This is a genomic window from Variovorax sp. Root411, assembly GCF_001425205.1.
GTDB lineage: Bacteria > Pseudomonadota > Gammaproteobacteria > Burkholderiales > Burkholderiaceae_C > Variovorax.
Genome location: NZ_LMDW01000017.1, coordinates 245,733 through 258,793, shown reverse-complemented (window position 1 = coordinate 258,793; position 13,061 = coordinate 245,733). Strand labels below are relative to the sequence as shown.

At 68.4% G+C, this 13,061-nt stretch carries 10 protein-coding genes; 2 read left to right on the top strand and 8 right to left on the bottom strand.

Features of this window, described 5'->3' with window-relative positions; genetic code table 11:
* Positions 1-35 precede the first annotated feature (35 nt).
* Together ASC92_RS21670 and ASC92_RS21665 are read left to right on the top strand one after the other, a co-directional pair.
* Positions 36-1,376 carry a glycerate kinase gene (locus ASC92_RS21670; RefSeq protein ID WP_056519762.1) on the top strand — a complete coding sequence of 447 codons (1,341 nt, stop codon included), beginning with the start codon at positions 36-38 and terminating at the stop codon, positions 1,374-1,376.
* Between the two features lie 161 nt (positions 1,377-1,537).
* Complete coding sequence (locus ASC92_RS21665) at positions 1,538-2,980, top strand: NAD-dependent succinate-semialdehyde dehydrogenase (protein ID WP_056519759.1); 1,443 nt, start codon at positions 1,538-1,540, stop codon at positions 2,978-2,980.
* A gap of 308 nt (positions 2,981-3,288) precedes the next feature.
* Here ASC92_RS21665 and mgtA read toward each other — a convergent pair whose 3' ends face one another.
* The 8 genes from mgtA to ASC92_RS21625 form a co-directional block, all read right to left on the bottom strand.
* Complete coding sequence (mgtA, locus tag ASC92_RS21660) at positions 3,289-6,054, bottom strand: magnesium-translocating P-type ATPase (RefSeq protein WP_056519756.1); 2,766 nt, start codon at positions 6,052-6,054, stop codon at positions 3,289-3,291.
* Positions 6,055-6,272: 218 nt separating this feature from the next.
* On the bottom strand, positions 6,273-6,467 hold the full coding sequence (locus ASC92_RS21655) for a hypothetical protein (RefSeq protein ID WP_056519753.1): 195 nt from the start codon (positions 6,465-6,467) through the stop codon (positions 6,273-6,275).
* A gap of 341 nt (positions 6,468-6,808) precedes the next feature.
* The gene (locus ASC92_RS21650; RefSeq protein ID WP_056519749.1) at positions 6,809-7,231 is read right to left on the bottom strand and encodes an acyl-CoA thioesterase; all 423 of its coding nucleotides are present in this window, start codon (positions 7,229-7,231) and stop codon (positions 6,809-6,811) included.
* Positions 7,231-8,532 carry a TRAP transporter large permease gene (locus ASC92_RS21645; protein WP_056519746.1) on the bottom strand — a complete coding sequence of 434 codons (1,302 nt, stop codon included), beginning with the start codon at positions 8,530-8,532 and terminating at the stop codon, positions 7,231-7,233. Before ASC92_RS21645 ends, ASC92_RS21650 begins: the two co-directional genes overlap by 1 nt.
* On the bottom strand, positions 8,529-9,053 hold the full coding sequence (locus tag ASC92_RS21640; protein ID WP_235505938.1) for a TRAP transporter small permease: 525 nt from the start codon (positions 9,051-9,053) through the stop codon (positions 8,529-8,531). Before ASC92_RS21640 ends, ASC92_RS21645 begins: the two co-directional genes overlap by 4 nt.
* A 3-nt stretch (positions 9,054-9,056) precedes the next feature.
* Positions 9,057-10,130, bottom strand: a complete 1,074-nt coding sequence (locus ASC92_RS21635) for a TRAP transporter substrate-binding protein (RefSeq protein WP_082519669.1) — start codon at positions 10,128-10,130, stop codon at positions 9,057-9,059.
* A gap of 46 nt (positions 10,131-10,176) precedes the next feature.
* Positions 10,177-11,418 carry an alpha-hydroxy acid oxidase gene (locus ASC92_RS21630; RefSeq protein WP_056519740.1) on the bottom strand — a complete coding sequence of 414 codons (1,242 nt, stop codon included), beginning with the start codon at positions 11,416-11,418 and terminating at the stop codon, positions 10,177-10,179.
* Positions 11,419-11,440: 22 nt separating this feature from the next.
* Positions 11,441-13,057 (bottom strand): indolepyruvate oxidoreductase subunit beta family protein, encoded by a 1,617-nt coding sequence (locus tag ASC92_RS21625; protein WP_056519737.1) that lies wholly within the window; start codon positions 13,055-13,057, stop codon positions 11,441-11,443.
* Positions 13,058-13,061: the final 4 nt, after the last annotated feature.

Here is a 13,061-nt window from a genome sequence, read left to right as displayed (position 1 = left end):
CCCCGCACAATCGCCGGTTGGAGACAAGCAAAGCCATGACCGCATCGAATCCATCCTTCGGCCCCGCCCCCGATCCGCGCGAGGCCCCGCGCGCCTTCCTCGAACACATCTACCGCGTGGCGGTGGACCGTGCACTGCCGCTGTCCACCTTGGGGGCCCACCTGCCGCCCCCGCCGAAGGGCCGCACGCTGGTGCTCGGCGCCGGCAAGGCCGGTGGCTCGATGGTGCAGGCGCTCGAGGCCCTGTGGCCGGCCGATGCGCCGCTGTCGGGGCTCGTCGTCACGCGCTACGACCACATTCCGCCGCGGCCCGAAGGCGTGCCGCAACGCATCGAGATCGTCGAGGCCGCGCACCCCGTGCCCGACGCGGCCGGCCAGCAGGCCGCCGAACGCATCCTCGCGCTGACGCAGGGCCTGACGGCCGACGACCTCGTGCTGTGCCTGATCTCGGGCGGCGGCTCGTCGCTGCTGGTGCTGCCGGCCGAGGGCCTGACGCTGGCCGACAAGCAGCGAATCAACAAGCAACTGCTCGAAAGCGGCGCGGGCATCGGCGAGATGAACTGCGTGCGCAAGCACCTGTCGCGCATCAAGGGCGGCCGGCTGGCGGCCGCATGCGCGCCGGCCCGCGTGGTGACACTGACGATCAGCGACGTGCCCGGCGATGACGCGGCCGTCATTGCGAGCGGCCCGACCGTGCCCGACGCCACCACCTGCGCCGACGCGCTCGCGATCCTCGACCGCTACGGCATCGAGGTGCCTGCGCCTGTGCGCGCGCAACTCGAAAGCGGCGAACTCGAAACGCCCAAGCCGGACGATGCCGTGTTCCAGGGCCACGCAACCCACATGATCGCGACGCCGCAGCAGTCGCTCGAAGCAGCGGCCAGGGCGGCGCGCGAGGCCGGCATCGAGGCGCACATCCTCAGCGACGAGATGGAAGGCGAGTCGCGCGAGGTCGGCAAGGTACATGCCGCATTGGCCCGCGCCGTGGCGCACCGCAGCGAGCCGTTCGCGCGGCCCTGCGTCATCCTTTCGGGCGGCGAGACCACGGTCACGATCCGCCCGCGCCAGCCCGGCCAGGCCAAGGGCCGCGGCGGCCGGGCCGGCGAGTTCTGCATGGGGCTGGCCGGCGCGCTCATGGGCCAGCCGCAGGTGTGGGCGCTGGCCGCCGACACCGACGGCATCGACGGCGTGGAAGACAACGCCGGCGCCTTCGTCACGCCCGACACGCTGGCGCGCGCCACGGCGGCCGGCAAGAAGCTGTCGGACCACCTCGACCGCAACGACGCGTATGGCTACTTCGACGCGATCGGTGATCTGTTCGTGACGGGCCCGACGCACACCAACGTCAACGACTTCCGCGCGCTGCTGATCTTGTAGCGGGGGTGTTTGGCAGCCCCCGGCGGGCTTCCTGAACTCGGGTTAATCTATGCCTCCGGCGGTCGCAAGGCCGCCGTTGTCGCATGCGCACCTCCAAGGTGCCGCGCCGCACACCCAGATTTCCCCTTTTCATCATCCAGTCCCCGAAGGAAAAGTTCGCCATGACCGCCACCTACACCGACACCCGCCTGCTGATCGACAACGAATGGGTCGACGCCGTCGGCGGCAAGACGCTGGACGTCGTGAACCCCGCCACCGGCAAGGCCATCGGCAAGGTGGCGCATGCCAGCATCGCCGACCTGGACCGCGCCCTGGCCGCCGCACAACGCGGCTTCGACAAGTGGCGCAACACGCCCGCCAATGAGCGCGCCGCCGTGATGCGCCGCGCTGCCGGCCTGATCCGCGAACGCGCCGGCGACATCGCCAAGCTGCTGACGCAAGAGCAAGGCAAGCCGCTGGCCGAAGCCAAGGGCGAGACGCTGGCCGCCGCCGACATCATCGAGTGGTTCGCCGACGAAGGCCGCCGCGTGTACGGCCGTATCGTGCCCTCGCGCAACCTTGCCGCGCAGCAGCTCGTGCTGAAGGAGCCGCTCGGCCCCGTCGCCGCCTTCACACCGTGGAACTTCCCCATCAACCAGATCGTGCGCAAGCTCGGCGCCGCGCTGGCGACCGGCTGCTCGTTCCTGGTGAAGGCGCCTGAAGAAACCCCCGCATCGCCCGCCGCGCTGCTGCAGGCTTTTGTCGACGCCGGCATCCCGCCCGGCACCGTTGGCCTCGTGTTCGGCAACCCCGCCGAGATCTCGAACTACCTGATCTCGCACCCGATCATCCGCAAGGTGACCTTCACGGGTTCCACCCCGGTAGGCAAGCAACTGGCCGCGCTGGCCGGATCGCACATGAAGCGCGTCACGATGGAACTGGGCGGCCACGCCCCGGTCATCGTGGCCGAAGACGCCGACGTGGCGTTGGCCGTCAAGGCAGCGGGCGCCGCCAAGTTCCGCAATGCGGGCCAGGTCTGCATTTCGCCGACCCGCTTCCTGGTGCACAACAGCCTGCGCGAAGAATTCGCCCGCACGCTGGTCAAGTACACCGAAGGCCTGAAGCTCGGCGACGGCCTGGCCGAAGGCACGACCATCGGCCCGCTCGCCAACGCGCGCCGCCTCACCGCGATGGCCTACGTGCTGGAAGATGCGCGCAAGAAGGGCGCCACCGTGGCGGCAGGCGGCGAACGCATCGGCGACACGGGCAACTTCTTCGCCCCCACCGTGCTGACCGACGTGCCGCTGGACGCCGACGTGTTCAACAACGAACCCTTCGGCCCCATCGCCGCCATCCGTGGCTTCGACACACTCGAAGAAGCGATTGCCGAAGCCAACCGCCTGCCCTTCGGCCTGGCCGGCTATGCCTTCACCAAGTCGATCAAGAGCGCGCACCTGCTGAGCCAGAAGCTCGAGCTCGGCATGCTGTGGATCAACCAGCCCGCCACGCCTTCGCCGGAAATGCCGTTCGGCGGCGTGAAGGACTCGGGCTACGGTTCGGAAGGCGGCCCGGAAGCGCTCGAGGCTTACCTGAACACCAAGGCTGTTTCTATTCTGGGCGTCTGATTCCGGTCTTGAGTTTGGTTTGTGCGTGAAGGGCGTTGTTCAGGGCGCGCTCACGCCGACGGGGTACCTTGCTCCGCGAATGTCCCCCGGCCTGCGGCCTCCTCCTTTATTTCGCTGCGCAAGGCACCCCGTCGGCGTGGGCGTTCAGCAGAGCGGTTGAACGGCCGGCACGAGCGCTGCGTCCATCGTGCACAGGGCGTCGGGTGCTCCCCGCAGCGAAATAAAGGAGGAGGCCGTAGGCCGGGGGACATTCGCGCAGGGGAGTACCCGGCGGCCTGTGCACACGCCCTGAACACTCAACAGAAAGATCACTGCCACCCATACCGCCGCGCGTACCACCCCTTCACAGCCTGCGTCAGCGCCGCATAGCCGACCAGCATCGCGATCAGCCACGGGAAGTACATCAGCGGCAGCGCCTGCAGCTTGAAGTAGTGCGCCAGCGGCCCCATCGGCAGCCAGATGCCCACCGCGGCAATCGCCACGCCCATGATCAGCAGTGGCCACGCCGCGCGGCTCTGCAGGAACGGGATCTTGCGCGTGCGGATCAGGTGCACGATCAGCGTCTGCGACAGCAGCCCTTCGACGAACCAGCCTGACTGAAAGAGCGTCTGGTGGCCCACCGTGTTGGCTGCGAACACGAACCACATCACCGTGAACGTGAGGATGTCGAACACCGAGCTCAGCGGCCCGAAGAACACCATGAAGCGCCCCAGGTCCGCAGGGTTCCAGCGCTGCGGCGCCTTCAGGAATTCATCGTCCACGTTGTCGAACGGAATCGCGATCTGCGACACGTCGTACAGCAGGTTCTGCACCAGCAGATGCAGCGGCAGCATCGGCAGGAACGGAAGAAACGCGCTCGCCACCAGCACCGAGAACACATTGCCGAAGTTCGAGCTCGCCGTGAGCTTGATGTACTTCAGCATGTTCGCGAAAGTACGGCGCCCCTGGATCACGCCTTGCTCCAGCACCATCAGGCTCTTCTCCAGCAGGATGATGTCGGCCGACTCCTTGGCCACGTCCACCGCACTGTCCACCGAGATGCCGATGTCCGCGGCGCGCAGCGCGGGTGCGTCGTTGATGCCGTCGCCCATGAAGCCCACCACGTGCCCGTTGGCATGCAGCGCCTGCACGATGCGCTCCTTGTGCGCGGGCGTGAGCTTGGCGAAGACCTGGTGCCGCTCGACCAGCACGCGCAGGTTGGCGTCGTCCAGCTCCTCGATCTCGCGGCCGAGCACCATGCGGCCGACCTCCAGTCCCACGTCGGCGCAGACCTTGCGCGTGACCAGTTCGTTGTCGCCGGTCAAAACCTTCACCGCCACGCCATGCTCGGCCAGCGCGCGCAGCGCCGGTGCGGTCGATTCCTTCGGCGGATCGAGAAAGGCCACGTAGCCCAGCAGCGTGAGCCCCGACTCGTCGGCCACGCCATAAGCCGGCTTCTGTGCCCCGGCCGCCAGCGCGCGGCTCGCCACGGCCACCACGCGCAGGCCCTGGGCATTGAGCTCCGACGCCACGCGATGGATGCGCGCCAACACCTCGGCATCGAGCGCCAGCACCTCGGCGCCGCGCTCGACCGAAGTGCACACCGACAGGATCTCCTCCAGCGCACCCTTGCAGATCAGCAGGTGCTCGCTGCCGCCATTGCCCACCACCACCGACATGCGGCGGCGCGAGAAGTCGAAGGGCACCTCGTCGATCTTGCGCCAGGTTGTCTGCAGGCGCGTCTCGAGCTGCATCTCGGCATGGCTCAGCACGGCCTTGTCGAGCAGGTTCTTCAGCCCCGTCTGATGAAAGCTGTTCAGGTAGGCCAGCTGCAGCACATGGTCCGACTCCTCGCCCCAGGCGTTGGTGTGGCGCTCGAGCACGATGCGGTCCTGCGTCAGCGTGCCGGTCTTGTCGGTGCACAGCACGTCCATCGCGCCGAAGTTGTGGATCGCCTCGAGCCGCTTCACGATCACCTTCTGGCGCGACATCACCACTGCGCCCTTGGCCAGCGTGGCGGTCACGATCATCGGCAGCATCTCGGGCGTGAGCCCGACCGCGATCGACAGCGCGAACAGCGCCGCCTCCCACCAGTCGCCCTTGGCCACGCCGTTGATCACCAGCACCAGCGGCGCCATCACCAGCATGAAGCGGATCAGCACCCAGCTCACGCGGTTGATGCCGGCCTGGAACGCGCTGGTGCCGCGGTCGGTGGCCGTCACGCGTTGGGCGAGTGCACCGAAGAAGGTGCGGTCGCCGGTGTGCACGATCAGCGCGGTGGCCGTGCCGCTGATCACGTTGGTGCCCATGAAGAGCAGGTTTTCGCGCTCGAGTACACCGGCGTCGCGCTCGCCGCGGTCGATGACGAATTTCTCGACCGGCATGGCTTCGCCCGTCAGCGCGGACTGGCTGATGAACAGGTCCTTGGCGGTGAGCAGGCGGCAGTCGGCCGGGATCATGTCGCCGGCCGAGAGTGCAATCACGTCGCCTGGCACCAGGTCGCGCATCGGCACCTCGATGCGCACGGTGCCTGCGTGCGTGGCGTCGAAGCCCTCGGTGCCGGCCACGCCCGCCTTGTAGCCCGGCGCGGGTCGCAGCACGGTCGAGGTGTTGCTCACCATCGCCTTGAGCCGGTCGGCCGCTTTGTTGGAGCGCGACTCCTGCAGGAAGCGCAGCACCGTCGACAGCACCACCATGCTGCCGATCACGAGCGTGGCCTTCATGTCCTCGGTGACGTAGGAGACCAGCGCCAGCACCGTCAGCAGAAGGTTGAACGGGTTGCGATAGCACTGCCACAGGTGCTGCCACCAGGGCAGCGGCTGCTCGTGGCGCACCTCGTTGCTGCCGAGGCGCTTGCGCAGCAGTTGCGCATGGCCTTCGCTGAGGCCGCGTGGCGAGCTGTCGAGCCTGGCGAGCATGTCGCTTGCATCGGTGCGCGAAGCGGCGTTCAGCGCCTTGGCGATATCGGGCGGCATGCTGGCGGAGCCGGTGCCGACGGGCTTCGAGCCCAGCAGCGTCTGCCAGCGCTCGAAGTGATGCAGCATGTGGCGGCTGCGCAGGAAGCTTTCGAAGAAAGACTTCAGGACATTTTTCATGGGGTTCTCCTTCGGGGCGGCCGCCGCCCGCCCGGGGAGAACCACCGGGCCTCAACGAGCCAGGGGCAACCCTTTGCGAAGCGCGGCGGCGGGCCGCGTTGTTGTTGCTGCAATCGATCGAAGCGAAGGGGGCGCGCTACGGCGCCAACGAGAGGCTGGGTCCATGGTGTGCTCCTGTGTTGCTGGCAGGTTGAAGAAGGACGGGCGTGTGGAGCGGCTCAGCGACGGGGCGTGCAGCCCGGCTGGAGCACCAGAAAGCTGCGGATGCGGCGCGTGGTCCACAACGCGGCGGCCTGGTCCAGCGCCGCATCGACGGCCGGCGCTGCGGCAGCATCGAGGGCGCGCGCAGGCTCGTGCGCCGACGAGCGAACGCGCTGTTCGTGCGGCTGACGACGAAGATGAAAGTGACGCATGACAAGGCTCCTTCGCGTTGAAGGGCCTCGCGCACGGACGCACGCAAGCTGACTGAAAAAGTCAGCAACGAGAACGACGGGAATCGGGAGGAGGGAGCCGCTTGCCGCAAGGCAAGAGAGTCACGCTGTGTGCACACCGGCACGCAGCGCGGGGGAGCCTGCGCTAGAGAGCCGGGTGTGTCACGCCTGCCGAGGCACGCGTCTTGTCACTGATCCAACTGGCACTGTCCACGCACGGGGCTCCGAAATGAAGATTCCGGATTGTTGCACTGCGGCATGCGGAGAGTCAACCCTTGGGACGGCGTTCCATGATGCGGCGCAAGGTCTTCTCGCGACGCGAGCTATTCGCAGAGCGCGCGAATCGATGGCGGGATCTGCACCGCGCGGATGCCGCCGCCCTCGCGCTTCGCAGCGAAGATCCGCACCTCTTCGCATTCGAGGATCAGGTCGTCCCCGCGCGTCGCCCGGTACGTCTGCACGAAGCTCTTCTCGCGCCACTCGGTGATGCGCACCGCGATGTGCAGCGTGTCGCCGTAGGTCGCCGCTTTCACGAATCGCGTGTGCGTGTCGACCAGCGGCGTGCCGATCACGCCGAGCGTGTCCGCCGCTTCTTCCCAGCGCGGCACGCCGCATTCGGCAAAGAAATGCCGCGAGGCCGCATCGATCCAGCGGAAGAAGTTGGGAAACCACACGATGCCGGCCGGGTCGCAGTCGCCGAATTCGATGCGCACGGTGTAGACGATTTCTTTGTCGCTGTTGCTCATCAGCCCATTCTCGTCGGCAGCCACAGGGCGATGATGGGAAAGGCGATCAGGATCACCAGCCGCACGATGTCCGTCACGATGAACGGCAGCACGCCCTTGAAGATGGTGGTGAAGCTCACGTCCTTCACCACGCTCTTGATGACGAACACGTTCATTCCCACCGGTGGATGGATCAGCCCCAGCTCCACCGTCATCACGATGATCACGCCGAACCAGATCGGGTCGAAGCCCAGGTGCACGATCACCGGGTAGATGATGGGCACGGTCAGGATGATCATGGCCATCGCGTCCATCAGGCAGCCGAGCACCAGGTACATCAGCATGATGAGCGCGAGCACGCCGTAGCGGCCGATGCCCAGGCCGGTGAGAAACTCGGTGAGCTTCTGCGGGCTCTGCGTGATGGTGAGGAAGTAGCCGAACAGCAGTGCGCCGATCAGCACCGTGAACACCGCCGCCGCCGTGCGCGTGGCCGAGAGCAGGGCCTCGCGGATCTTCGGGCCGTCGAGCTTGCGCCGCACCAGCCCGAGGATGAAAGCGCCGCTCGCGCCCACGCCGCCCGCTTCGGTCGGCGTGAAGAAGCCGCCATACAGGCCACCGATCACGAACACGAACAGCACCAGCGGGGCCCACACGTTCTTCAGGTCCTTGAAGCGTTCCGACCACGGCTTGACCTCGCCGCCGGGCAGCCAGTCGGGTCGCAGCTTGACGATGATGGCAATGGTCATCACGTACATCGCCATTGCGAGAACGCCGGGCACGATGCCCGCCATGAAGAGCTTGCCGATGTCCTGCTGCGTGAGGATGGCGTACACCGCGAGCACGGTCGATGGCGGCAGGATCGCACCCAGCGTGCCGCCCGCGGCGATCACGCCGGTGGAGAACGACTGCGGGTAGTTGAAGCGCCGCATCTCCGGGTACGCCACCGCCGAGAACGTGGCGGCCGTGGCCACCGACGAGCCGCAGATCGCCGCGAAGCCGCCGCACGCCACCACGGTGGCCACGCCGAGCCCGCCGCGCAGGTGGCCGATCATCGAGTTGGCCGCCTCGAAGAGCTCGCGGCTCACGCCCGACACCGACACCAGCGCGCCCATCAGCATGAACATCGGGATCACGCCGAAGGTGTAGTCGGTCACGGTGCGCATGGAGGTCTGGCCCACGAGCTTCAGCGCGGGGCCGGGACCGACGAGGTAGCTGTAGCCCACCACGCCCACCAGGCCCATCGCCATGCCGACCGGCACGCGCAACAACATCAACGCAAAAAGGGCGACAAAGCCCAGGATGGCAACTGCATCGGGGCTCATTCATCGGCCTTCTGTTCGGGGTGGACTTCTTCGAGCTGCTCCGGATGGAAGATCAGCCTGTACGTGCGGATGGCGATCAGCAGCACCGCGCACACGTCGCCGGCCCAGGCGACCGCATAGAAGGGCCAGGTCGGGATGTTGAGGTCGTAGGTCTGCACGTTGTCGACGTAGGTGCCGCGCACCTTGTCGAACAGCATGGCGGTCTGCACCGCCACCACGAACAGCAGCACCAGCGTGGCGAACACGTCGATCACGCGCTTCATGCGCGGGCCCGCGGCCGTCCACACGAGGTCGACCGTGATGTGGCCGCCCCGGTAGCTGGTGGCCGCGATGCCCCAGAAGATCAGGATGCCCAGCAGCATGCGGCCGAAGTCGTACGCATCGGGAATCGAGGTGTCGAAGAACTTGCGCAGCACCACGGCCACGAAGATGTTGAGCGCGACGATCCCCACGAAGACGGCGGCAAGCCATTCGATCGTGTTGATCGCGCGGTCCATGTAGCTGGCGGACCGTGTAGCCATCGCTCAGAGCGCCGATTTGTACTTGGCGAGGCTGGCCTTCAGGGCATCCATCACCGCCTTCGGATCTTCGCCCACCTTCTTCACGCTCTCGGCCCATTGCGCTTCCGACGGCGCGGCGGCCTTGCGCCATGCATCGAGCTGCTCCGGTGTGAGCTTGTAGATCTCGTGGCCTGGCAGCGCGGCCATCTTGGCGTGGCCCGCGAACTCGAAATCGGCCCACGGTCCCGCCACCTTCTGCGCCCATTCGCTGGTGCAATGGCCGTCGATCACCTTTTTCTGCGCGGTGGACATGGCGTCGTACTTGCCCTTGTTCATCACCCACACGAAGGGCGTGACGTAGAGCGGCACGTCCATGTGGTACTTCACCACCTTGTCGATGCCGAACAGGCCGATGGAGCCCCAGGGGAAGGTGATGGCGTCGGCCACCCCGCGCTCCAGCATGTCGCGCGATTCGGGCGCGGAGGCCTGCACGTTGGTGCCGCCCAGCGATGTGATGAGTTGGCCCACGGTGCTGGTGGCCGGGCGCACCTTCATGCCCTTGATGTCGGTGGGCACGGTGATCTTCTTGCGCGCGTGGAAGGTGCCGGGGTCGTGCACGAACGCGAAGCAGTACTTCACGTCCTTCATCTCCTTGGCCGCGTAGTTGCGGTACCAGGCGTCGATGGCGGCCGAGCCTTCCTTGCCGTTGGCGAAAAGGAAGGGCAGCGACGCACCCGCCATCACCGGAAAGCGGCCGGGCTGGTAGCCCGGGTTCACGTACGAGAAGTCCGCGATGCCGTCGCGCGCCATGTCGTAGTGGTCGAAGGCCTTGCCGAGCTGTTCCGACGGAAACAGGATCGCGGTGATGGTGCCGCCCGATTCCTTCTTGATGTCGTCGGCCCAGGCCTGCAGCGCGGGGTTGAGGGGGTGCTGCGCGGGCACCCAGCTCGACAGCTTGAGCTGCACCGGCTTGTCTTGCGCCTGCACGGCGGGCGTGCCCGCGACGAGCGCGGCGCAGGCTGCCAGCAGGGCGAGGGGGCGGATGCGGGCGATGCGTTGCGGGCGCGTGCCGCGGCGGGGATGGCGATTGGTTTTCATGGTCTCCTTCGTTATGGGTGGCGTGAATCGTCGGGCTGGGGTGAGCCTAGGCAGGCGCGCGTGTGGGGTAAATGGAGGGTTTCCCGCGCGTGCCTTCCAGGGGCCGTTGCGCGAAGCCGTCCGGTGCGTCGGGCGAACGCGGTGCGGGCTGGTCGACGTGGCGCGGCCCGAGCTCGCGCACATGCGCCGCGCCGAGCAGCGTCATCGTGCGTTCGGTCTCCTGCACCAGCAACTGCAGCACCGACAGCGCGCCCCGCTCGCCGTCGCAGGCCAGTCCATAGAGCGGCGCGCGGCCGAGGAGGACCGCGCGAGCGCCCAGTGCGAGCGCCTTCACGACGTCGCTGCCGCGCCGGATGCCTCCATCCATGAGCACGGGAATGCGGCCGCCGACCGCATCGGCAATGGCGGGCAGTGCTGCGATGCTGGCCGGTGCCGCGTCGAGCTGGCGTCCGCCGTGGTTCGAGACCACGATGCCGTCCGCGCCGTGTCGCACGGCACGCCGGGCGTCTTCCGCGCCCAGCAGGCCCTTGACGAGCAGCGGGCCGTCCCAGAGCCGGCGCAGCCACGCCAGGCTTTCCCAGGTCAGCGTGCGGTCCATGGTGCGCGAGAGCAGCGCGGCCTGGGCTTGCGCGGAGACGGGGGCGCCGTCGTCGTCGAGCAGCAGGTTGGCGAACCGCGGCATGCCGTTGCGCGCGAGCCGCAGCAGCCATGCGGGGTGCCGTGCCATGTCGAGCACTGTGCCGGGCGTGAGCCGCATCGGTACGCGAAAGCCGTGGCGCAGGTCGCGTTCGCGCAGGCCGCCGACGGGCACGTCCACCGTGAGCACCAACGCCTCGAAGCCGGCGGCGCGAGCACGGTGCACGATGCGCTCGGCGATGGCGCGCTCGCCCATCACGTAGAGCTGCATCCACAGCGTGGCATCGGGGGCGGCGGTGCGCACGTCCTCGATGCGGGTGTTCGATGCGGTCGAGAGGATGAAGGGCACGCGCGCGGCCTGCGCGGCACGGGCCAGCAACGCATCGGCATGCGGGCGCACGATGCCGGCCAGCCCGATCGGTGCGATCGCGAAGGGCGTGCGCCAGCGGCTGCCGAAGAGTTCGATGCCGATGTCCAACGCGCTCGTGTCGCGCAGGCACTCCGGGATCAGCGGCAATGCCTCCAGCGCATCGCGGTTGCGCCGGAGGCAGCGTTCGTCTTCCGCGCCGCCGTCGACATAGTCGAACACCAGGCGCGGCAGCACGTGCCGAGCGCGGCGCCGGTAGTCCTCGACATTGAGCAGCAGTGCCATCGCGGGTGCCTTCCCTTCTGTCTCAGGCGCTGCCGGCGGGCTTGCGCTTCATCCAGCGGATGGGCTGCGCCTTGACGGGGCGGGCGGGCGCGCCGTGCGCGAGCAGCGCCGCATCGAGGGCCTTGCCTGCGTCGTCGGCCAGCGCGGCCGTGCGCGCGGCGGCGACGGCCCGCGTTCGCTCGGCCGGCGCGATGCCGGGCTGCGCCGCGAGATGGTCCGTCATGTGCAGCAGGTTTTCCTTGCCGCGTTCGTTGGTGCTGCCGTAGCCCTTGATGAGCCGCCCGCACAGCGCCAGCTCGTGGCCGAGCGCCCAGGCTTCGCGCGTGCCCGCCTCCACGGCGGCGAGCCAGCGTTCGATCACTGCCTGCTCCTCTGCAAAGCGGCTGCCGCGGCGGCGCAGCCAGCGCAGCGAAGCCAGCAGCCGCAGCGAGGCCATGCCGAACACCGAATGGCTGCCCACTTTCAGCGGCAGCGCCCACGGCGCGAGGCCGCGCGCCTGCCGGCCCCGGTCCCATGCCGTCACGCGGCGCGACAGCGAAGGAGGCAGCAGCGCCGCGAACTCGGCGGCGCCGGGCTTGAAGTGGTCGTAGACCTTCACGATGTCGTCGTCGCCGGCCCGCACCTCTTGCCGCACCCGCTGTGCGCGGCTCGCGCGGCCCTTGAGTGCGGCCACGCGCACGATGTCGTCGAAGGCCATCCACAGCGCGAGCCAGCGCGCGGCCTCGCGGGTGATGGCGAAGCCCTGCGCGCCGGCCGGGTCGGCGGCGCGCTCGGCGTCGAGCACGCGGGCCAGCCGCTCGGCATAGTGTGCGGCGTAGGCGGCGTCCTGGTAGTCGAGCACGCGGGCATGGCCAAGGGTGAGCATGTCGTGCACGGCAGGCGGGAAGCGCCGCGCGAGGTCGGCGGGCAATGCGCCGGCCGGCGGTGGCGCGTCGTTGGTGTCGCCGGCGAGCACGCTGCTGACGAACGCGGCCTGCACCCGCGGCGCGCTCACCGCGTCGAAAGCCGCCGCAAAGCCGCGCAGGCTGGCGGCCGCCATCTTGCCGAGCTTGCCGGGTGCGCTGGTATCGCCGCCGCGCACCACGTGCTCGTAGGCTTCACGCGGGAATGGGAACAACCCGCTGCCCGCGATGGCGCCGAGCATCACCGCGCTGACCACCGTGCCGCTGTCGCGCGCAACGGCGTTCATGTCGAACACATGGTGCTCGCGGCTGAAGGCCTTCACCACGTCGACGAGGCGCTGCGCATCGGCGCGGCCGTCGCCGGGCTCCATGCGTTCGGCCGTCGTGAGGATGCGCGCCGACGAGCTGATGACCAGCGTGCGCAGCGGCGCGCTCATGCCGTTGCCGATCTGGCGCGTGGTCTCGAGCAGCTCCGACGACACGATCGCGTCGAGCGTGCCCGGCACCGGACTCAGGCTGAACACCGGGTGCCTGCCGCCGAGCTGCGCGAGCGGCACGGGGAACACCTCGATGTAGTAGGTGGTGGCGCCCGTGCGCTGTGCCACGCCAGGAATCGACGTGCTCTGCGCGGCGTAGCCGGCGTGGCGCGCGATGTCGACCAGCCATTCGGTGAGCACGCCGCCGCCTTCGCCGCCGAGGGCGCAGACGAGCAGGGTGATGGGGCGGTTGTTCTCCATGCCT

Bases quoted from the DNA above. Each gene is read 5' to 3' on its own strand.
- ASC92_RS21670 (WP_056519762.1), top strand. From the start codon at position 36: ATGACCGCATCGAATCCATCCTTCGGCCCCGCCCCCGATCCGCGCGAG.
- ASC92_RS21665 (WP_056519759.1), top strand. From the start codon at position 1,538: ATGACCGCCACCTACACCGACACCCGCCTGCTGATCGACAACGAATGG.
- mgtA (WP_056519756.1), bottom strand. From the start codon at position 6,054: ATGAAAAATGTCCTGAAGTCTTTCTTCGAAAGCTTCCTGCGCAGCCGC.
- ASC92_RS21655 (WP_056519753.1), bottom strand. From the start codon at position 6,467: ATGCGTCACTTTCATCTTCGTCGTCAGCCGCACGAACAGCGCGTTCGC.
- ASC92_RS21650 (WP_056519749.1), bottom strand. From the start codon at position 7,231: ATGAGCAACAGCGACAAAGAAATCGTCTACACCGTGCGCATCGAATTC.
- ASC92_RS21645 (WP_056519746.1), bottom strand. From the start codon at position 8,532: ATGAGCCCCGATGCAGTTGCCATCCTGGGCTTTGTCGCCCTTTTTGCG.
- ASC92_RS21640 (WP_235505938.1), bottom strand. From the start codon at position 9,053: ATGGCTACACGGTCCGCCAGCTACATGGACCGCGCGATCAACACGATC.
- ASC92_RS21635 (WP_082519669.1), bottom strand. From the start codon at position 10,130: ATGAAAACCAATCGCCATCCCCGCCGCGGCACGCGCCCGCAACGCATC.
- ASC92_RS21630 (WP_056519740.1), bottom strand. From the start codon at position 11,418: ATGGCACTGCTGCTCAATGTCGAGGACTACCGGCGCCGCGCTCGGCAC.
- ASC92_RS21625 (WP_056519737.1), bottom strand. From the start codon at position 13,057: ATGGAGAACAACCGCCCCATCACCCTGCTCGTCTGCGCCCTCGGCGGC.